The following is a 19135-nucleotide window of genomic DNA, read 5'->3' as shown; positions in this document are numbered from 1 at the left end:
GCATTGGAACCACCTGATCCCATCCCGAACTCAGTAGTGAAACGATGCATCGCCGATGGTAGTGTGGGGTTTCCCCATGTGAGAGTAGGTCATCGTCAAGATTCATTTCGCAAAACCCCTATCTGCGTGAGCAGGTAGGGGTTTTGTCTTTAAGTAGGAACTACAGAGATTCGCGGGTACGTCCGCAGGACGGGCCGGCACACAGAATTTCTTGACGACCATAGAGCATTGGAACCACCTGATCCCATCCCGAACTCAGCAGTGAAACGATGCATCGCCGATGGTAGTGTGGGGTTTCCCCATGTGAGAGTAGGTCATCGTCAAGATTCAAACCCAAAGCCCCTGTCTGCGCTGCAGACAGGGGCTTTGTCCTTTCTGGGTTATTGCATTGCGACCTTGCGTGCTTTGCCCATCCGTCGTGCCTGCAGCTTGCGCCACCAGATGTACACGCCGGTAAAGGAAAGCACTGCAATCACAACACCCAGTATCGCGATAAGGATCTGCCCGGTCATGCCGATGATCCGGCCGCCGTGTATGGGCAGTTGCAGTCGGTAGAACTGTTCACCCAGCGTGCCTTGCCCGGCGATTTCCTGGCCTAGCAAGCGGCCATCGGTGCCATGGAAGAACAGCCAGGACTTGCCATGGGCATCGGTGTCATGCTGACCAAACCCGGCACCATAGAAGTTGTATTCGAAGCTGTAGTACAGCTCCCCGATTGGGGCCATCAGCCCTAGCCGCGAGCCTTCCTCCTGTGCCCGCTGATAGGCCTGTTGGTAGTTAAGCCTGGTTACCCCAAGGGCCTCCTTCGGCAACGCGCCACGCGCCTCATACACACTCGGCTCAACCGGTGAGAACAACGACACCGCCGGTTTGAAGACCTGCGCCGGCAGGTTCATCGCAACGCTGCTGATGGCGATGGGCAACAGCAATAACCAAAGCCACAGTCCGCTAGCCCTGTGGATATCCATGTTAAGCCGATAGGCGTGGCCGCCCTTGATCTTCCACGCCGTCCCCCACTTGCGCCAGAACGGGCGCCCTCTGGGTAGCGTCAGCACTAGCGCAATGAAACAATCCACAACCCACAGGATGGCCACCACGCCCATCAGCAGCAGGCCCCAATTGCCCGGCAAGGCCAGGCTGTAGTGCAGCTCCAGGATGAACGGCATCAAGTTCTCCCGCGAGAAACAGCACTCACCCCAATAACGCTGGCCCAGGGTCTGCCCAGTGACGGGGTCAAGGTAGAACACGGTGTTCTTCTCGGCATAGGGCTCGCCCGACTGCGGGTCATTACGCGGGACCATTGCCAGCAAGGCGGAATGGCCTGCCTCCTGCGGATACTCCATGTACCAGACTTGCAAGCGCGGATGTTCCGCCTGCAACTTATCCACAAGCGCACCCGGCTGCTGGACCACACCCTCGGATGGCGCCTCGTAAAAGCCTGGGTTCAGCCATTCATCCAGTTCATGATGAAACGCCAGCAGGCTGCCGGTGAGCCCGGCAAGGGCAAGAAACGCGGCAATCACCAGGCCCAGGTAGCGGTGCAGCAAGACATACAATTGGCGCATCTGAGCAAACTCCCAAAATCACCAGAAACGAAAAAGCCAGCACCTGGTATCAGGCGCTGGCTTCGCAGCGAAGGTAGGCAGGCTCAGAACTGATAGCTGACCGTAGCGCTGACATTGCGCTCCTCACCCATGTAGCAGTAATTCAGGCTGGCGCACGAAGTGATGTAGGTCTCGTTGGTCAGGTTGTTGGCATTCAGGCGTACATCCACACCCTTGAGCCCGACTTTGCCAAGGTCGTAGCCGACCGAGGCGTCAAACAAGGTGTAGGAGGGCACCTTCATGCTGTTTTCCGCATCCACCCAGCTGTATCCCACGTACCGTACCCCCCCACCCAGACGCAGACCGTCGAGCGGGCCCTGGCGGAAGTTGTAATCGGCCCACAGCGAGAGCATCTGCTTCGGTGCCTGGGTCGGCGAGTTACCCCTGTTGTCGAGGTTGCCTGCCACCAGGCTCGGCATCGACTTGGAGTACTCGATATCGGTGAAGGTGTAACCACCCAACAGCTTGAGGTTATCCGTCACCTGCACATGGGCTTCCAGCTCCAGGCCTTGGGAGCGCACTTCACCTACTGGGCGATAGAAGTCTTCGTTCGGCTGCTTGGATGCCAGGTTCTCCTGCTCGATGCGGAACACCGATGCAGTGAACAGGTTGTCGCTACCCGGTGGCTGGTACTTGATACCGGCTTCCCACTGAGTGCCCTCGGTTGGTGCCAGCGGGCGGCCGTCCTGGTCGGAAACCGTATTGGGATTGAACGATTCCGAATAGCTGACGTAGGGCGCAATACCGTTCTCGAACAGATACAACACACCGGCGCGCGTGGTGAACTTGGAGCGCTGGTCGCTGACCTTGCTGTCGCTGTCACGGTTCTCTTCCGAGACCTTCACCCAGTCCTGACGCAGCCCCAGCGAGAAGCGCCACTGGTCCAGTTCGACCAGGTCCTGCAGATACACCCCGGTCTGCTGCAAGCGACGTTGGTAGCGGTTTTCGCCCAGTACCTGAAGGTTGCCATTACCGTAATGCGGATTCCCGGCATCGAGCGGGTCGACCGTACCGTAGCGCCACTCTACATCGGCCTTGCGCCGTTGGTAGTCGGTGCCCAGCAGCAGCGTGTGTTTCGCTGTGCCGGTGAAGAACTCCGCCTGCAGCATGTTATCGATGATGAACGAATGCAGACGCTCGTCACCACCGGTATAGGCGCGGTTGAGGATATTGCTGTCGGCATCGGCCCAGCCCGCTGAGTACACTTGGTCCATCGACACATCGGAATCCTGGTAGCGGAAGTTCTGCCGTGCAGTGAAGACGTCGTTGAAGCGATGCTCGAACTGGTAGCTGAACGATTGCTGGGTCCGTTCGTAATTGTCGATCCCCGGCTCGCCTTCGAAGAAGTGGTCGGACAGCCGCTGCCCGTTACGTTTGTGCAGCATGCCGTCTGCCGGGTTACCACCGTGATAGCCCCCATTGGGGTCGTGCTGCAGGTAAGCCTGGAGAGTAAGCGACGTATCTTCGGTGAAGTCGATACTCATCGACGGGGCAATGGCGTAGCGTTCTTCCTTGGTGTGGTTGAACTGCGTGTCGGAAGCATCTGCAAGGCCAGTCAGGCGATAAGCAATGCGTTTGTCATCATCCAGCGGGCCGCTGAAGTCGAAGCCCATGCCACGTTGCCCTTGCGTTCCCACGGTAGCTTGTACCTGGTGGTAGGCCTCGAACAGAGGCTTCTTGGTGGTCAGTGCCACCAGGCCACCAGGGGAGCTGCGGCCATAGAGAACCGAGGAGGGGCCCTTGAGGATGTCGATACGCTCCAGGAAGTAAGGGTCTACCTGCATGGTGCTGTAGGTGCCGTTGTCGCCCATGGACTTGAGGCCATCGACGTAGATGTTGTCCACCGAGCCATCGTTGAAGCCACGCATCGCCACATAGTCATAGCGATGGGTGGCGCCATAGGGGTTGGTCAGCACACCCGGGGTGTAGCGCATGGCCTGGGCGACAGTCTGCGACCCCTGGTCATCGATTTGCTGACGGGTCACCACCGACACGGACTGCGAGGTTTCCACCAGGGGCGTGCTGGTCTTGGTCGCGACCTGGCTGTGGGTCGCGTTGTAGCCCTCCATGCTGCCTAACGCGTTACCCAGGGTGAAGCTTCGAACATCGGTGTCCGGGAGTGCGAGGGCGGCCTCTTGTGGCTGGGCACGTAGGACGTAGCTGTGCCCATCCTGGCTGACGGCCTCAAGCCCGGTGCCATGGAGCAACTGGCGTAACGCTTGGTCGGTCGCATAGTGGCCCTGCAAGCCATTGGACTTCAGTTCACCTGTCAATTGCGGCGTGCTCGACAGTGTGATGCCAGCCTGACGGGCAAACTGGTTGAGCACGTCATTTAATTGGCCAGCGGGAATCGCATATTGTTGGCCGAGCGGCGTCGGTTCGGCTGCCTGTGCCAGCATTGGCGCAGCGGTTATGACAAGCGCGGTGCCGAATAGCGCGGCGCGGACTGCTTTGCCAAGCATGGCTGAATTCAAGACAGGTCGAAAATCATTCTCGGTTGTGGCACGTGCTGAGCGTGAAGCAATGGGCATGGGGAAGTCCGTCGGATCGTTAAGGGCAGAAAGCGTCGCTTACTGTCCTAGCCGGATGCCTACGTAACACCCGCCAAAATATTTACCGAATATTGAAATCAGGCCACATGCTCCAGCCGAATCCACCAGCGTGTGCGTTGGCGCAAGTGCACTGGCAGCGTCTGCGGTAGCAATTGCAGCAGCCGTTCCGGGTCCTCCAGGCGGAATACGCCCGACAAACGCAGGTCTGCGATGTCGCCAGTGCAGCTCAGGTAGCCATGACGATAACGGCTCACCTGCGCGAGGAAATCGGCCAGGCGCATGTCACGGGTGACGATCAGCCCTTGCGTCCAGGCTGCGGCGTCCATGTCCACCTGTTCGAGGCGCTGGGCACCCGCTGAGTCCAGCCGCCAGTCCTGCCCACTGCCGATCCACTGCAGGTTGCCATCGCTGGGACGATGTATCGCAACGGTGCCTTGGCTGACGCTGACCCTTGTGCAGTCATCGTCCTGTCGGACAGTGAAGCGCCCCTCGAAACCCTCGAGGAGGGCATCACGCGTTTGTACCAATAGCGGTCGTGCCTGGTCGGCTGCCTGGCTACAGGTAAGCATCAATTCACCGTGCTTGAGGTGGATCATGCGCTGCTGGGCCGTGAAGGCCAGGTCCACGGCGCTGCGGGTATTGAGTTGCAACAACGAGCCATCGGGCAGCCCGACGCTGCGTTGCTCGCCGGTTGCGGTGGCGTAGTCGGAGGTCCATGCGCTGACGCTGTCGAGGTCTTTCGTCAGCCAGGTAGCCGTGCCCACCAGGGCCACTCCACCCAGCAGCTTGAGGGCCTGGCGACGTCGCAGCCGCCGCTGGCTGGTTTCCAGCGTCTGCAGGGCAACACTGGCCCCTGGAACGGCGCGCAGGTCGAGGTCGTGATGAAGCGCCAGCACCCTTTGCCAGGCCAGTTCATGTTCCGGTCCGGCGTTGCGCCATTGCTCGCATTGCTGCAACAGCCTGGGGTCGTTTCCACGCTCACGCAGGCAAAGCATCCACTCAATGGCCTGCTTCACGGCCTTGGCGGAGGGCACCACTCAATGCGCCTCTTCGTAGCGCAACAGATAGCAATGGTAGAGCGCGTCGGCCACATGGCGCTCGACCGAACGGAGCGATATTCCCATCTGCTCGGCGATTGCCTTGTGGCTCAGCCCCTCGCACTGGGCCAGCAGAAACGCCCGGCGAACCTTGGGCTTGAGGCCATCGAGCATCCGTGCGATGCGTTCGAGCAACTCCAGCAGCAGCTCGCGGGTTTCGGCAGACGGTACTTGCGCCTCAGGCAGCTGCGCCAAGGCATCGAGATAGGCGCGGTGCAACGCTTCACGCCGCCAGTGATCGATCACCAGGCCACGGGCGATGGTCCGCAGGAAGGCTCGTGGCGCGTTCAGTTGCATGTGCTCCTGGCGTTGCAGCAAGCGTACGAACGTGTCCTGTGCCAGGTCTGCGGCATCGGCAGCATTGCCCAGCTTGCTGCGCAGCCATGTATTCAGCCAGTTGTGATGATCACTGTAGAGTGTGTGCACGGAATTGTTGGAAGGCATGACGGGCTGTCGGCATAAATGATAATTAGTCTCATTGTTTGCCGGGGCGCGGACGTTTGCAACCGTGATTTGCTGTTTTGCCCTGCTACTGGGCCGCCTGCTTGTCCAAGTAATTCCTGATCACGCGCGCCCCATTGTTCAGATGTTGCTCCAGCACCCTGATCGCCTCATCCACCCGCTTGTCGCTGGCTGCATTCACCAGCGCGTTGTGATCGTCCTGGGTCAGCTTGCCCAGCCCCATCGAAGACAGATGGAATCGTAGAAATCGCTCCTCTTCATTGAGCTCGTTCTCGATCAGGCGCAGCAGCTTCTGGTTCTGCGCCTTGCCATACAGCGCCATGTGGAGCAGGCGGTTGAGGCGGCCGATTTCCGCGTGCCGGGTTTCTGTTTCCAATTGCCGGATGTAACCACGCGCGCGGGCGATGTCTTCGGCCTCTAGCAGAGGAATGGATTGGCGCAGCGCTTCGGACTCGAGCAACACCCGCAGGGCGTAGGTGTCGACCGCATCTTCGCCGATCAAGGGCGCGACAACCGCGCCTTTGTGCATTTCCACTTTCAGCAGCGATTGCGCCTCCAGTTGGCGCAGGGCTTCACGCACCGGCATACGGCTGACGCCATACAGGGTGGCGAGCTCTTGCTGACGCACGGCAGTACCCGGTGGCAGGCGGCCGTCGAGGATGGCACTGCGCAAGCGTTCTTCGATCACGCCACGGGCTAGGTGGGCGGGCACCTGTTCGCTTACCAACACGTTGCTCAATTTGATTTTCTCGGCCACGCGGAGTCTGCCTCGATGACGAAAGTTGGATCCAATGAAACTAGTGACAGGCAAGACCGGTTGTCAAACCCGAATGCGTTGAGGGGGGTGAATCAATACTTCAAGTATGGTGGATGAAGACGCGAGCCAAAGGAAGCGAACACACAAAGTGATAACCATAAAGTAGGGTCAGCCCGACAACCGGTGCCGTGATTGCAGGGTGCCATTGTCTTTTAAATGGTCAGGCCCCACCATCGCTGCATTCAAAAAGGTCTGAACAGGTCTTCGCCGTGGCGATACCCGGGACGCTCAACGCTGCCATACAACGAATCGGCCTGGCGCTGCTGCTGGCGGGCTTGCCACTGGGCGGTTTGCACGCAGACTGGGATTTTGCCGAGATCAGTCGCAAGTCACAGGCGTTGTATGGCCCGCTGGGTGCTGGCAAAGGCCGCATCGATGCCTGGCAAACGTTGATGGCCACGCAAAGCCAACGCACCGAGCTTCAGCGCCTGAAGGTGGTCAATCTGTTTTTCAACCAGCAGCTGCGCTATGTCGAAGACATCGACCTGTGGCACGAGGTCGATTACTGGGCCACACCGATCCAGTCGCTGATCAAGGGTGCCGGTGATTGCGAAGACTATGCTATCGCCAAGTATTTCAGCCTGAGGCGCATGGGCATTTCCAGCGAGAAGCTGCGTATTACCTACGTCAAGGCCTTGCGCCAGAATCGCGCGCATATGGTGCTGACCTATTATTCAAGCCCACAAGCACAGCCACTGGTGCTCGACAGCCTGATGGATGCGATCAAGCCAGCCAGCCAACGTACCGACCTGTTGCCGGTCTACGCCTTCAATGGTGAAGGCCTGTGGCTCGCCGGGGCCACGGGCAACAGGAAAGTCGGTGACACCAAGCGCCTGTCACGCTGGCAGGACGTGCTGAAAAAAATGCAGGCCGAAGGGTTCCCGGCCGAGCCGGTTTACTGAAGGAGCGCCAATGTCACTGTTCAAACAATTGCTGTTGGCCATTTGCCTGTTCCTGGTGGTCGCGTTCAGCGGCAGCTTCATGGTCAGCCTGGAAAGCTCGCGCAGCCAGTACGTCAACCAGTTGCGCTCCCACGCCCAGGACGCAGCCACCGCGTTGGCGCTGGCGCTGACGCCGAACATCGACGACCCAGCCATGGTCGAGCTCATGGTCAGTTCGATCTTCGACAGTGGCTATTACACGAGCATCAAAGTCATCGACCAGGCATCCAACGCGGTACTGGTCGAGCGCCACGCAGAACCAGACCCCGGCGGTGTGCCAGCCTGGTTCGTCCATTTGCTCGGACTGCAAGCGGCCGGCGGTGATGCGATTGTCAGCCGTGGCTGGCAACAGGCCGCCCGAGTCGAGGTAATCAGCCATCCGATGTTCGCCATCGCCAAGCTCTGGCAGAGTGCATTGGGCAGCCTGGGCTGGCTGCTGCTCTGCGGCGCGGCGAGTGCGGTGCTGGGAGCCTTGTTGCTGCGACGCCAGTTGCGTCCGCTGGACTACCTGGTCGAACAATCCCATGCCATTGCCCGCCGTGAGTTCCTGAGCCTGCCCGAGTTGCCCCGCACGCCCGAGCTGCGCCGTGTGGTCCAGGCGATGAACCAGATGGTCGAGAAGCTCAAGGCCCTGTTCAACGAACAGGCCGAACGCAGCGAGCGGCTGCGTGCCGAGTCTTATCAGGACAGCTTGACCGGGCTTGCCAACCGCCGCTACTTCGACATGCAGCTCGATGCCTGCGTAAGCCACCGGGAGGAAGGGCGAGCAGGCTACTTGCTGTTGCTGCGCGTGCGCGACCTGTCAGGGCTCAACACCCGCCTGGGGGGCCAACGTACCGACCAGCTGCTGCAAGCGGTGGGCGAACAGCTGTGCCGTACCTGTGACGCCTACCCGGCAACCAGAAACCTGATCGCTCGCAGTCGGGGCGGCGAGTTTGCGGTGCTGGCACCGGGCATGGTGCAGGAAGATGCCGTGCACCTTGCCCAGGCGCTGGAAGCGGCCTTGCAGAGCCTGCACCAGACCGGTGCCACCGACGTTGATCCGGTTGCCTTTATTGGCCTTGTACCCTTTCGCCCCGGCGACGCACCGCAGGCGCTCTTGCATCTTGCCGATGAGGCCCTGGCGCGCGCCGAGAGCCAGCTGACGCCAGGTTGGATGTGCCTGGAGCAGGGGGCTCAGGCGATCGCTGGCGAAAGCCATCATGACTGGCGAGCGCGGCTGGATCAGGCCTTCCTCAAAGACCAGTTCGAACTGTTCTTCCAGCCGGTGGTGGATTGCAAGGCACCGCAACGCGTGCGCCACCACAAAGTCATTTCACGCTTGCACGACGGCCAGGGCGAGGCTCTGCCGGCTGGCCGCTTCCTGCCTTGGCTGGAGCGTTTCGGCTGGATGCCGCGGCTGGATGTCCTGGTGCTGGAAAAAGTGCTGACGCATCTGCAGGGTCATGATCAGGTGCTTGCGCTGAATCTGTCGGCCGCAACCCTGGCTGACCCCAAGGCGTTGCAACGGATTTACGAACTGCTGGGCCAACACATCGCGCTGGGGCCGCGCTTGGTCCTGGAAATCGGCGAAGAGCAGCTCCCCGAGCAGGCTGTACTCGAACACCTGGCCCGGCGCCTGCACGGGCTTGGCTTCGGGCTGGCGTTGCAGCGTTTTGGCGGGCGTTTCAACAGGATTGGCAACCTGGTGCACCTGGGTCTGGCCTACCTGAAGATCGACGGCAGTTACGTTCGCAACATTGACCACGAACAGCATAAACGCCTGTTCATCGAGGCGATTCAACGCGCGGCCCACAGTATCGACTTGCCGTTGATAGCCGAACGGGTCGAGACGGAAGGGGAGCGCCTTGTGCTGGCGCAAATGGGGGTCGAAGGGATTCAGGGGCAGCTGGTCGGTGAACCCGCGCCCTGGCGTTGACCGCGCAAGTGGGTCAGATCAATCCGCCATCTTCTTCGCCGATCAGGTTGTTCAAGCTGCCCAGTGCCTTACGTGCGGTGGAGCGGCTGAGCAACTTGGCCTGAGCCCCTGGCGGCAGGTCGGTGATGCTGAACACGCCTTTGGCGGTGAGCACCTCGATCACGTCTTCAAGCACCCGGATCATGTCCAGGTCGCTCTGCTTGAGTTGCTGCAGGCTGGTCTCGACCACGTCGTCAGCAAACCATGCCTGGATGTCTGCATGGTCGTCCGGCAGGATTTGCGTGTATTCGGCGTAGGGTGCAGCTTCCACCCGCTGCAGTTGCCCCTTGTTGTCGCGTTGCACGTAGAACATGGCATCCATCCTCCTCACCTGGCCATTGATTGCCGGCTCAGGCCAGCATAGGCAATGTTGCGCTGTTGCGCTGTTGCGCCTGCCAGTCGCGCCGGGAGGGATTTGCGACAAGCGGTGAAACCATCATCTTGACACTATTTTGCCTTGGTGCTGTAGAATTGACGATTTATATCAATGCGCGACTGTGCTAGTCGACTTTTTGACGCCAAGGCACGTCAAAAAAGTCTTCCCTGCGTGCAAGGCCCTCTCGCCAAGAATCAGCTTCGATATCGAATTCAGAGTCATCGTTTTGACGAAAAGTATTCCGTTGTTGGCTATTCCCGGTTTGAGTGCCGAGCATAGCCAGTTTCATGAGCAAGGCCTGTATTGGTTGGCCTGTGACACCACAGAAAACGCCTCTACACTCTGCCGTCAATTGATCGCCAGCATGCCTGAACAAACCCGGGCGGCGTTGCTGGGCGATGCGCGCGCGTTGCGTGAGACGCTTGGTGGGCTGGATTCGAATTGCGGCCCGGTCGAACTGGCACTGTACGAAAGTGACACGCGAGCCGTCCTGCACCTCATGCATGATCTGCCTCGCATAGACCTGCCTGGCCGCGTGCTGATGGCGCTCGTGCCGACGTCTGCCTGGGAAAGCGGCAAGGTCGAGCACTGGTGTCAAACCCTGCGCCAAGCGGCACTGGCTGCCGGTGCGCTGATCGTGGTCATCAGTGAGGGGCAGAGTGCTTCGCTGGTCGAGCGTCTCCGAGCATTCAATCAGTCTATCGACGGGCTCGCCCAGCTTTACCGTGGGCAGGGCAGCGTCCGCTATCTGCAACATTTCTGGAGCAACAGGCTGGGCGTAGCCGGCCCACAGGATTTCGAACTGGCGCGCCACGCTGATGGCTTGGTATTTGCCGGTCGTGCTGTGCCGTTGACCGATGCGGGCGGTGATGAGTTGGAATGCCTGGCACAGAGCCAAGTGCTTGAAGGGGCGCCAGCACTGTCCGAGCATTGGCAGGTGTTCGACAGCATCAGCGAGTTAGGGGCCAAGGCGAGCCGGGCTGTCTCGGCAACTGTGATTTTTGCCATGGACGGTGGGCAGCGTCTTGATGTGCTGGCCCTGCAGCTTCACACCTTGCGACAACTGCGTGGTAATGCACTCAAGCTGGTGGTGCGTGAAGTGGCCCCCACCCTCCGCTATCAGGACGAGCAGTTGCTGCTGGCATGCGGTGCCAGCCAAATCGTGCCATTCGGCGCGAGCCTTTCGCGATTTCTGACCATGGTCGACAGCATCCAGGGCTATGTCTGGCGTCGACATCTGCCGGCCGATTTTGATGCCTTGCTCGCGCGCCTTCGACCGTTACCTATTTGTGGCCTGGTCGCCCCGCGCGCCTTTGCAGAGGCCGTCCAACAGATGTGGCACGGTCATCGAAACGGTGAAATCGTGCACCAGTTGCTGGTACTGCGCCCTGCGCCTGGCCTGAGCCCGCTGCAGGCGTGTTCACGCACAATGTTCCGCCGCGATGGTGATATCGCCTGTGTGGTCGGTGAAGTGCTGTTCCTGTTCCTGTTCGCTTGTCGTTCCGAAGGTGTCGAACAGGCGCTGGACCATATATTCCAGTTGTCCTGGAAAGAGCTGTTTATCAGCCAGGATGTGCTGGTAAGCCTCGACAGCTTGGCAACCCCTGCCTTCCTCGACGCCACTAAACCGCAGCTACCACTCGCGGATTCAGTTGCGCTGCCGTCGGCGCAGAAGAGGCCGGTGCTGACTCCACGTCAGATCAGGCTGCGCCTTGAGGGAGCGGTATGAACTTCGAACAACTGCTGCAGGTGATCGGGATCAGTGCGCTGGTCACCTTGATGCTGGTTCTATTCGTGATACGTGCACGAGCCGTGGTGTTGGGTTGGCTCAGCCGCCGTCTGCGGCCCCGTTACCTGAAGCCGGTTGGCGTACGCCGCCGTGTAGTGCGTCAGAGTCCCGATCATGACTAGTTTGACCCATACCGTACCTGGGGCAGCGGCTTGGCGCGGCCTGGGTGCGTGGAACCTCTACTTCCTGGCCAAATTTCTTTTGGTGGCCATCGGCACGCTTGATTTTCAGGCTTTGCCGAATCTGTTGTTCGCAGCATTTCTGTTAGTGCCCTTGCCTTTGAGGTGGGTGCGAATTGTTCGTCAGGTCGTGGCGGTGCCGCTGGGCGTCGCGTTGTTCTATCACGACACTTGGCTACCCCCGTTCCGTCGCCTGCTGGAACAACCAGGTGTGTTCGATTTTTCGTGGCATTACCTGCTGGAGCTGATGGCCAGGTTCGTCAACTGGAACCTGATGGGAGCCCTCGTGCTGCTGCTAGTGGGCTACCTGTTCTTGCGTCACTGGCTGCGTCTGAGCACGCTCAGCCTGGTGGGGCTAGCATGGCTTACACTCGGTGGGCTACCGTCGCTGAGCGCCCCCGGCGGCCAGCAGGCCGTGGGCGGCGTTGCCGCCACGGCGTCTACCGCTGCGGTAGCCGACAATGCGACCCTCAATGCCTGGCTCGAGCGCTTCTTCGCCAGCGAGCGTCAGCGAGTGACCTCGTTCCCTGTAGTCAAACCAGACGAGCAGCCCTTCGACCTGTTGATCATCAACGTGTGTTCCTTGGCCTGGGATGATCTATCGGCTGTTGGCATGCACGATAATGCGCTGTTCTCACGCATGGACGTGGTTTTCGATCAGTTCAACTCCGCCACGTCTTACAGCGGGCCTGCCGCAATACGCGTGCTCAGGGCCAGCTGTGGCCAATCGTCTCATTCCGGTCTGTACCAGCCGGCTCCCGAGCAGTGCCTGCTGTTCCAGAACCTGGACAAGCTCGGCTTCCAAAGCCAGACCTTGCTAAACCATAGCGGGCGGTTCGACAACTTCATTGGCGACATTACCAGCCAGCACATGCCTCAGCCTGGCCTCAGTGCCAGCGACTTCCCCAGGGCGCTGGTCAGTTTCGATGGCTCGCCAATCGCCGGGGATCTGGATGTGTTACGTGGCTGGTGGGGCCAGCGCAAAAACCTGGCAGCTCAGCATGTCTCGCTGTTTTACAACACGATCAGCCTCCATGATGGTAACCGCGTCGTGACCGCCGACGGCGGCACGCGCGCGGCCGATTACGCCACGCGGGCCAACCGCCTTTTCGCCGACCTGGGCAAGTTTTTGGACGACCTCGAGGGCAGTGGCCGTCGCGTGGTGGTGGCCATCGTTCCTGAACATGGCGCGGCCTTGCACGGTGACCGAATGCAGTTGTCCGGCATGCGCGAAATCCCGACACCGTCCATTACTCATGTACCGGTCGGCCTGAAGTTCATTGGCATGGGCCAGCATGTACGCAGCGAGCCGTTGAGAGTGACCTCACCCACCAGCTTCCTGGCCTTGTCCGAGTTGGTATCGCGCGTTTACGCCGGCCTGGGTGCCGGGCAGACGCTCGACCTGCCCAGCCTGCTTACCGACCTGCCGACCACCGAGCGTGTTTCGGAAACCTCTGGTGCCCAGGTCCTCGACTATCAAGGGCGCACCTACATGCGTCTGCAAGGGCAGCCGAATTGGCAGCCTGTTCCCAAGGAGAGCCCATGATGGCTGGCAAGGCTGACCCCTCCGATCGCAGTGACGATATCGCCCAGCTTCGTCAGCACCTGGCCCTGCCTGCCCTGAGCTATCAGGACATCTCCATGATGGTCGGCGTGCAGCAGGCATTGCAGCGCTGGCCGTTGCTGGGTGAAAGTTACAGGGCACGGGCCGAGAAAGCCGCTGCGGATCGGGTAGTACTGCCGGAGGCAGTCACCCCATGATCACCCTGGCATTGCATGGTTTGCGCGGTGGGCTGGGACGCAGCGCATTGGTGGCAGCACTGGGTTACGCCTTGCGAGAGCTTGGCGAGCGGGTACTGCTGATCGACCTGTGCCCGGAAAACCTGCTGGGCCTGCACTATAACTTGCCCCTTGACCAGCGTGACGGCTGGGCACGTTCGCAACTGCAAGGACGGCCGTTCGGCGAACCCCTGTATGAAGTGCTCGACGGGCTGTGTCTGATGCCTTTTGGCGAGGTTGCCCAAGGTCAGATCAAGGACCTGAGCGGGTACTTCGACCCTGATATTTGGCGCACTCGACAAGCCGCGTTGGCCGAGCATTTCGACTGGTTGCTGTTCGACCTTCCTCACCCCGTCAGTGCCGAAAGGACACGGGCATTTAAAACCGATATGCAGATATTGGTGGCAGAGGCGGAGATGACCAGCCATGTGCTGCTCGGTCGTCAGCAGTTGGAGCGTTACGACCTCATGCTGGTCAACCGTTTCGACCCTGCAAGCAGCTTGCAAGGCGATGTGCTGATGGTTTGGCGTGACCAGTATCGAAACCGTTTGCCCCTGCAACTGGTGCACCGTGACGAAGCCTTTGCCGAGGCCTTTGCCTGTAAGGCACCCGTAGGCCATTACGCGCCGCAGAGCCTGGCATCCCGGGATGTGCAGAGCCTGGCAGTGCGCTGTCTGGCGAGGCGGCAAGCGTGAGCGTGACGCCTCTCTCAGCCTACGGCCACTTTACTGCTCGCGGCGCCCGTCAGCCGGTCGCGTTGGTGTTTACCCTGTGCGTGTGGCTGGCGTACCTGTTGCTGCGGCTTGAATCGCCAGCCTGGCAAGCATTACTGGCCGACCGCCAGCGGTTGTTCCCGCAGTTCGTCGGCAAGCGGCCGACACTGGGGGACCCGGTGCGCCTGCTGATCCAGTGCGTTTGGCTGCTGCTGCGGCATGATCGGCAGCAGCATAAGCTGGGCTGGCTACCTGGCGTCCGGACTGCATTGGCAAGCCCATTGGGTGCTGCCTGGGAGGGGGTGCGACGGCTTCGAGCTCGGCTGGCAGAAACCATGCGCCAGGTACCTGCACGTTTTCGCGACAGCCAGCTTCAACGCGATTCCGCCAGGCGTTTGCGTCGTCTGAGCGTTTTTGGCCGCCGACTGTTCTACACCGTACTCACCTGCTGCGCTGTCCTTCTGGCATTGCTCTGTGTGACCGAACCGTTCGGTTACCTGGCGCAGCTGGTGTTCATTTTTCTGTTGTGGGGCATCGCGATGTTGGTGCGCTACATGCCCGGCCGTTTCCCGACGCTGATGCTGATCGTGTTGTCGACGATCATTTCCTGTCGCTATCTGTGGTGGCGCTATACCTCGACATTGAACTGGAACGATACACTCGACCTGGTCTGTGGCGTGATCCTTCTGGTTGCAGAAACCTATTCCTGGTTTGTGCTGATCCTTGGCTACATCCAGACCTGCTGGCCGCTGCAACGCAAACCGGTGAGCCTCCCGGAAAACCTGAAGCACTGGCCGACAGTCGACTTGATGATCCCTACCTACAACGAGGACCTGTCGGTGGTGCGCACCACTGTGCTCGCCGCCCTGGGCCTGGACTGGCCCCGCGAGTGCCTGCGCATCTACATTCTTGACGATGGTCGGCGCGAGGCGTTTCGCGCCTTCGCCGACGAAGTGGGTGTGGGCTACATCGTGCGCTCGGACAACAAGCACGCCAAAGCAGGGAACCTCAATCATGCGCTGGGCGTTACTGACAGCGAGCTGATTGCGATTTTCGACTGCGACCACGTGCCGGTGCGCTCCTTCCTGCAGATGACGGTCGGCTGGTTCCTCAAGGACCCCAAGTTGGCACTGGTGCAGACGCCCCATCATTTCTTCTCGCCCGACCCGTTCGAGCGCAACCTGGGGTCTTTCCGCCGCCGCCCCAATGAAGGCGAGTTGTTCTATGGGTTGATCCAGGACGGCAACGACATGTGGAACGCTGCCTTTTTCTGCGGTTCGTGCGCCGTGCTACGGCGCACCGCGCTGGAAAGCATCGGCGGATTCGCGGTCGAGACAGTGACCGAGGATGCCCATACCGCCTTACGCATGCACCGCCAGGGCTGGACCTCGGCCTACTTGAGCCTCCCCCAGGCAGCAGGTCTTGCGACCGAGAGCCTGTCGGCCCACATCGGCCAGCGCATTCGCTGGGCGCGTGGCATGGTGCAAATCTTCCGGACCGACAACCCCCTGTTCGGTCGCGGGCTCAGTTTGTTCCAGCGGGTTTGCTACGCCAACGCCATGCTGCACTTCCTCGCTGGCCTACCCCGGTTGATCTTCCTCACTGCGCCGCTGGCATTCCTGTTGCTGCATGCCTACATCATCTACGCACCCGCGTTGATGATTCTGCTCTACGTGTTGCCGCACATGATTCATGCCAGCCTTACCAACTCACGCATGCAGGGCAAATACCGGCAGACGTTTTGGGGTGAGGTCTACGAGACCGTGCTGGCTTGGTACATCGCCAGGCCCACCACGGTTGCGTTGTTCGCGCCAAAGAAAGGGACCTTCAATGTCACTGCCAAGGGTGGGCTGATGGAGCAAGGGCAGTTCGATTGGCGAATCGCCCAGCCATATCTGTTCCTCGCCGGGCTGAACGTGGTTGGCCTGGGTTTTGCTGTTTGGCGACTGATTTACGGGCCGGTAGCTGAGATAGGCACAGTGATCGTCAGTTCGCTGTGGGTGATCTATAACCTGCTGATCCTCGGCGCCGCCTGCGCGGTCGCGGCCGAAGTGCGTCAGGTTCGTCGCGCTCACCGCGTGCAGATGCATCTGCCGGTCGCCCTGCTGCTGGAAAGTGGCCACGGCTACCCCTGCACGCTGGTCGATTACTCCGATGGAGGTATCGGCTTGCAGTTGGGTGAGGTCACTGCCCCCCGACCTGGGGAGCGGGTGCGGCTGCTGCTGAGCCGCGGCCAGCGCGAGTTTGCCTTTGCTGCACGGGTGACCCGTAGCGTCGGCCAGCATGTGGGCTTGACCTTCGATAGCCTCAGCCAGCAACAGCGGATTGATCTGGTGCACTGCACCTTCGCCCGGGCCGATGCGTGGCTGGGTTGGCAGGACAAGCACGAAGTCGATCGCCCGCTTAGCAGCCTGGTCGGCGTACTCAAGCTGGGCGGCGTAGGCTACCGGCGTTTGATCGAACACACCCCAGGTTGGCTCCGCGAACGGCTGCAGCCCGTGTGCCACCTAGCGTGCTGGCTGGGTAGCTACATGCCCCGTACGCCACGAACCACTCCATCCACGAACCTTGTTGACCGAGACGCATGATGACTCGTTATCCCGCGCGCACCTGGGGCTTGGCGATGGCGCTGCTTGCCTCCCTTCTCCAGAACGCTGCCGTCGCCGCTGTTGCTCCCGTTGCCGTACCTGGCGAGTCAGCAGTGCCCAATTGGCCCGTTAGCAAAACATTCGAGCAGCTAGGCCGTGCTTCTGACAGCCTTTTACTGGGTGTGCGTGGCAGCGAGAACATCGATTTCGGTGTGCGCCGAGATCGCCTGGCGACCGAGGCGGTCCTGCAACTGGACTACACCCCTTCGCCGGCATTGCTTCCGAACATTTCGCATCTGCGCGTCTATCTCAACGATGAATTGATGGGTGTGGTGCCGGTAGAAAAGGACCAGCTCGGCCAGCGCGTGCGGCGCCAGTTGCCTTTGGACCCGAAACTCATCAGCGACTTCAACCGAGTACGCCTGGAGTTCGTCGGGCATTACACCGACATCTGTGAAGACCCTGCGAACAGCGGCCTGTGGCTGAACCTCAATCGCAAGAGTCAGGTCAGGCTGCTTGAGCAGCCGCTGACCTTGGAAAATGACCTTGCCTACTTCCCGCTGCCGTTCTTCGATGCGCGCGATACCAGCAAGGTCGAGCTACCGGTGGTGTTCGCCGACGCGCCAACACTGGGGGAACAGCGCGCAGCCGCTATCCTTTCATCCTATTTCGGCAGCAAGGCAGGGTGGCGCAAAGCGACTTTCCCGGTGTCGTTCAACACGCTGCCAGCCAGCGGTGACAGGTCAAATCCGGTCATCGTTTTCGCCACAAACGAGCGTCGCCCGGCGTTTCTCGGTGACCTTGAGAAATTTCCGAAGGTCGATGGCCCGGTAGTGCAACTGATCGATCACCCGACCGATCGCTGGAGCAAAGTGCTGCTGGTGCTCGGTCGCGATGACGAGGACCTGGTAAAGGCGGCATCCGCGCTGGCCGTTGGCAGCGATTTGTTCCGAGGGGCACGGGTCAAAATCGAGCAGATGACGGCCCTGCAACCGCGCAAGCCATACGATGCGCCGAACTGGACACGTACGGATCGGCCGGTGCGCTTCTCTGAGCTGCTCGATTATCCCGAGCAGCTTCAGGTAAGCGGCTTGCAGCCGCGGCCGATCACCCTCGATGTGAATTTGCCGCCAGACCTGTTTGTCTGGCGCAACCAGGGTATACCGCTGCAGACCCTGTATCGCTATACACCGCCGGCGGTTACCGACGAATCGCGGTTGAGCATCAGTGTCAACGATCAATACATCACCAGCATGCCCCTGGTGGGTAATGACCGCCGCGGCGGCACGCTCGAAGAAATGCGCCTGAACGTGCTGTCCACCGATAGCACGGCATTGACCGAACAGTCGCTGGTACCTGCCTTGAAGATCGGTGCGCGAAATCGCCTGCGCTTCGACTTCAGCTTTGCCAGCACCTTGGGGAGCGCCCAGCGCGACCACTGCCAAACCTCGCTGCCGGTGGACGTACGAGCCGCTATCGACGAGAACTCGACCATCGACCTGTCCGGCTATTACCACTACATGGCAATGCCTGATCTGCGTGCCTTTGCCCGCAGTGGCTTCCCCTACAGCCGTATGGCCGATCTGTCCGAAACAGTGATCCTGGTACCGGGCAAACCGACACAGATGCAGGTCGGTACCCTGCTCGATGCAGTCAGCAGCGTGGCTGGGCAGACTGGCTACCCGGCTCTTAACGTGCGGCTGACCGACGATTGGGAACAGGCAGCGCAAGCTGATGCCGACCTGCTGTTGATAGGTAGTATGCCTGAAGGGCTGCGCGATGCTCCTAACCTCGGCCTGATGCTCGATCAACAACGAGATTGGATGGTGCAGGGCCGGACCCTGGCATCGCAGGGTAATCAGCGTTTCACGACCGCGCCGGTTGAACCCAATAGCCGTGTCGCGGTTAGTGCGCAGGCGCCGATCGCCGCTATCACAGGGCTGAAATCGCCGTTCCATGAGCAGCGCAGTGTCGTTGCTCTGCTGGCCAATTCTGATGCCGATTTCGCGTTGTTGCGTGAGGTGCTGGCGGACTCGGGTAAGTTGGAGGCGGTGGCAGGTTCCGTCGCCCTGGTGCGCAGCAGTGGTGTCAGCAGCCAGTTCATCGGCGAGCACTATTTTGTTGGCCAACTGCCGTGGTGGCTGCTGCTGTGGTTCCACCTGTCCGACTATCCGGCGCTGATCGCGGTAGTCGCCTCCGTCAGCGTGCTGCTGTTCGCCTTCCTGTTGTGGCGTGCGCTGCGTTGGGCCGCGCGTCGTCGCTTGGGCGAGGCTGATTGAAC

At 60.6% G+C, this 19135-nt stretch carries 14 protein-coding genes, 2 rRNA genes and 1 pseudogene; 11 read left to right on the top strand and 6 right to left on the bottom strand.

The annotated features are described in order from the left end of the window. Window positions 1–101: ribosomal RNA gene (gene rrf, locus L6D80_RS17365) — 5S ribosomal RNA — on the top strand; the annotation flags it as partial. A 109-nt stretch (window positions 102–210) separates the two neighbouring features. Further along, window positions 211–326 (top strand): 5S ribosomal RNA (gene rrf / locus L6D80_RS17360). Between the two features lie 54 nt (window positions 327–380). On the opposite strand, the gene L6D80_RS17355 is transcribed toward rrf (L6D80_RS17360), so the two are convergent. The 5 genes from L6D80_RS17355 to L6D80_RS17335 all read right to left on the bottom strand — a co-directional run bounded on the left by L6D80_RS17355 (window position 381) and on the right by L6D80_RS17335 (window position 6472). Next, complete coding sequence (locus L6D80_RS17355; RefSeq protein ID WP_054902425.1) at window positions 381–1565, bottom strand: PepSY-associated TM helix domain-containing protein; 1185 nt, start codon at window positions 1563–1565, stop codon at window positions 381–383. An 83-nt stretch (window positions 1566–1648) separates the two neighbouring features. Beyond that, the gene (locus tag L6D80_RS17350) at window positions 1649–4066 is read right to left on the bottom strand and encodes a TonB-dependent siderophore receptor (RefSeq protein ID WP_176513786.1); all 2418 of its coding nucleotides are present in this window, start codon (window positions 4064–4066) and stop codon (window positions 1649–1651) included. A 167-nt stretch (window positions 4067–4233) separates the two neighbouring features. Beyond that, the gene (locus tag L6D80_RS17345; protein ID WP_256215739.1) at window positions 4234–5193 is read right to left on the bottom strand and encodes a FecR domain-containing protein; all 960 of its coding nucleotides are present in this window, start codon (window positions 5191–5193) and stop codon (window positions 4234–4236) included. After that, window positions 5194–5697, bottom strand: a complete 504-nt coding sequence (locus tag L6D80_RS17340; RefSeq protein ID WP_054902426.1) for a sigma-70 family RNA polymerase sigma factor — start codon at window positions 5695–5697, stop codon at window positions 5194–5196. A gap of 85 nt (window positions 5698–5782) precedes the next feature. Beyond that, entirely contained in the window at window positions 5783–6472 is a 690-nt protein-coding gene (locus L6D80_RS17335) for a GntR family transcriptional regulator (RefSeq protein WP_054902427.1), read from the bottom strand. Window positions 6473–6671: 199 nt separating this feature from the next. Here L6D80_RS17335 and lapG point away from each other — a divergent pair. Both lapG and lapD read left to right on the top strand, forming a co-directional pair. Beyond that, a pseudogene (gene lapG / locus L6D80_RS17330) lies at window positions 6672–7434 on the top strand (cysteine protease LapG). A gap of 10 nt (window positions 7435–7444) precedes the next feature. Further along, window positions 7445–9391: a cyclic di-GMP receptor LapD gene (lapD, locus tag L6D80_RS17325; RefSeq protein ID WP_176513790.1), complete on the top strand. Its 1947-nt coding sequence runs from the start codon at window positions 7445–7447 to the stop codon at window positions 9389–9391. A 13-nt stretch (window positions 9392–9404) separates the two neighbouring features. On the opposite strand, the gene L6D80_RS17320 is transcribed toward lapD, so the two are convergent. Continuing rightward, window positions 9405–9743 carry a hypothetical protein gene (locus L6D80_RS17320; RefSeq protein ID WP_054902499.1) on the bottom strand — a complete coding sequence of 113 codons (339 nt, stop codon included), beginning with the start codon at window positions 9741–9743 and terminating at the stop codon, window positions 9405–9407. A 301-nt stretch (window positions 9744–10044) separates the two neighbouring features. Here L6D80_RS17320 and bcsE point away from each other — a divergent pair, with 301 nt between their 5' ends. From bcsE to bcsB, 7 genes are read left to right on the top strand one after another with little or no spacing between them, the layout of a single operon-like run. Further along, window positions 10045–11535: a cellulose biosynthesis protein BcsE gene (bcsE, locus tag L6D80_RS17315; protein WP_054902500.1), complete on the top strand. Its 1491-nt coding sequence runs from the start codon at window positions 10045–10047 to the stop codon at window positions 11533–11535. After that, a complete protein-coding gene (gene bcsF / locus L6D80_RS17310; protein WP_054902430.1) occupies window positions 11532–11717 on the top strand; it encodes a cellulose biosynthesis protein BcsF in 186 nt (61 codons plus the stop codon). The genes bcsE and bcsF overlap by 4 nt, the downstream gene beginning before the upstream one ends. Beyond that, window positions 11710–13320 carry a cellulose biosynthesis protein BcsG gene (gene bcsG / locus L6D80_RS17305; RefSeq protein ID WP_054902431.1) on the top strand — a complete coding sequence of 537 codons (1611 nt, stop codon included), beginning with the start codon at window positions 11710–11712 and terminating at the stop codon, window positions 13318–13320. The genes bcsF and bcsG overlap by 8 nt, the downstream gene beginning before the upstream one ends. Next, window positions 13317–13535 carry a cellulose biosynthesis protein BcsR gene (gene bcsR, locus L6D80_RS17300; RefSeq protein ID WP_054902432.1) on the top strand — a complete coding sequence of 73 codons (219 nt, stop codon included), beginning with the start codon at window positions 13317–13319 and terminating at the stop codon, window positions 13533–13535. Before bcsG ends, bcsR begins: the two co-directional genes overlap by 4 nt. Continuing rightward, entirely contained in the window at window positions 13532–14248 is a 717-nt protein-coding gene (gene bcsQ, locus L6D80_RS17295) for a cellulose biosynthesis protein BcsQ (RefSeq protein ID WP_054902433.1), read from the top strand. Before bcsR ends, bcsQ begins: the two co-directional genes overlap by 4 nt. After that, window positions 14245–16854 carry a UDP-forming cellulose synthase catalytic subunit gene (gene bcsA / locus L6D80_RS17290; protein ID WP_176513792.1) on the top strand — a complete coding sequence of 870 codons (2610 nt, stop codon included), beginning with the start codon at window positions 14245–14247 and terminating at the stop codon, window positions 16852–16854. The genes bcsQ and bcsA overlap by 4 nt, the downstream gene beginning before the upstream one ends. Continuing rightward, complete coding sequence (bcsB, locus tag L6D80_RS17285; RefSeq protein WP_054902435.1) at window positions 16854–19133, top strand: cellulose biosynthesis cyclic di-GMP-binding regulatory protein BcsB; 2280 nt, start codon at window positions 16854–16856, stop codon at window positions 19131–19133. Before bcsA ends, bcsB begins: the two co-directional genes overlap by 1 nt. The last annotated feature ends 2 nt before the right edge of the window (window positions 19134–19135 follow it).

Source organism: Pseudomonas ceruminis (assembly GCF_021602025.1).
Classification (GTDB): domain Bacteria; phylum Pseudomonadota; class Gammaproteobacteria; order Pseudomonadales; family Pseudomonadaceae; genus Aquipseudomonas; species Aquipseudomonas ceruminis.
The sequence above is the reverse complement of the archived record's forward strand: the minus strand, read 5'-3'. Positions and strand labels throughout refer to the sequence as shown.

Excerpts from the sequence above, each read along its gene's own strand:
- L6D80_RS17355 (WP_054902425.1), bottom strand. The coding sequence starts at position 1,565 with ATGCGCCAATTGTATGTCTTGCTGCACCGCTACCTGGGCCTGGTGATT.
- L6D80_RS17350 (WP_176513786.1), bottom strand. The coding sequence starts at position 4,066 with ATGCTTGGCAAAGCAGTCCGCGCCGCGCTATTCGGCACCGCGCTTGTC.
- L6D80_RS17340 (WP_054902426.1), bottom strand. The coding sequence starts at position 5,697 with ATGCCTTCCAACAATTCCGTGCACACACTCTACAGTGATCATCACAAC.
- lapD (WP_176513790.1), top strand. The coding sequence starts at position 7,445 with ATGTCACTGTTCAAACAATTGCTGTTGGCCATTTGCCTGTTCCTGGTG.
- L6D80_RS17320 (WP_054902499.1), bottom strand. The coding sequence starts at position 9,743 with ATGTTCTACGTGCAACGCGACAACAAGGGGCAACTGCAGCGGGTGGAA.
- bcsF (WP_054902430.1), top strand. The coding sequence starts at position 11,532 with ATGAACTTCGAACAACTGCTGCAGGTGATCGGGATCAGTGCGCTGGTC.
- bcsG (WP_054902431.1), top strand. The coding sequence starts at position 11,710 with ATGACTAGTTTGACCCATACCGTACCTGGGGCAGCGGCTTGGCGCGGC.
- bcsR (WP_054902432.1), top strand. The coding sequence starts at position 13,317 with ATGATGGCTGGCAAGGCTGACCCCTCCGATCGCAGTGACGATATCGCC.
- bcsQ (WP_054902433.1), top strand. The coding sequence starts at position 13,532 with ATGATCACCCTGGCATTGCATGGTTTGCGCGGTGGGCTGGGACGCAGC.
- bcsB (WP_054902435.1), top strand. The coding sequence starts at position 16,854 with ATGACTCGTTATCCCGCGCGCACCTGGGGCTTGGCGATGGCGCTGCTT.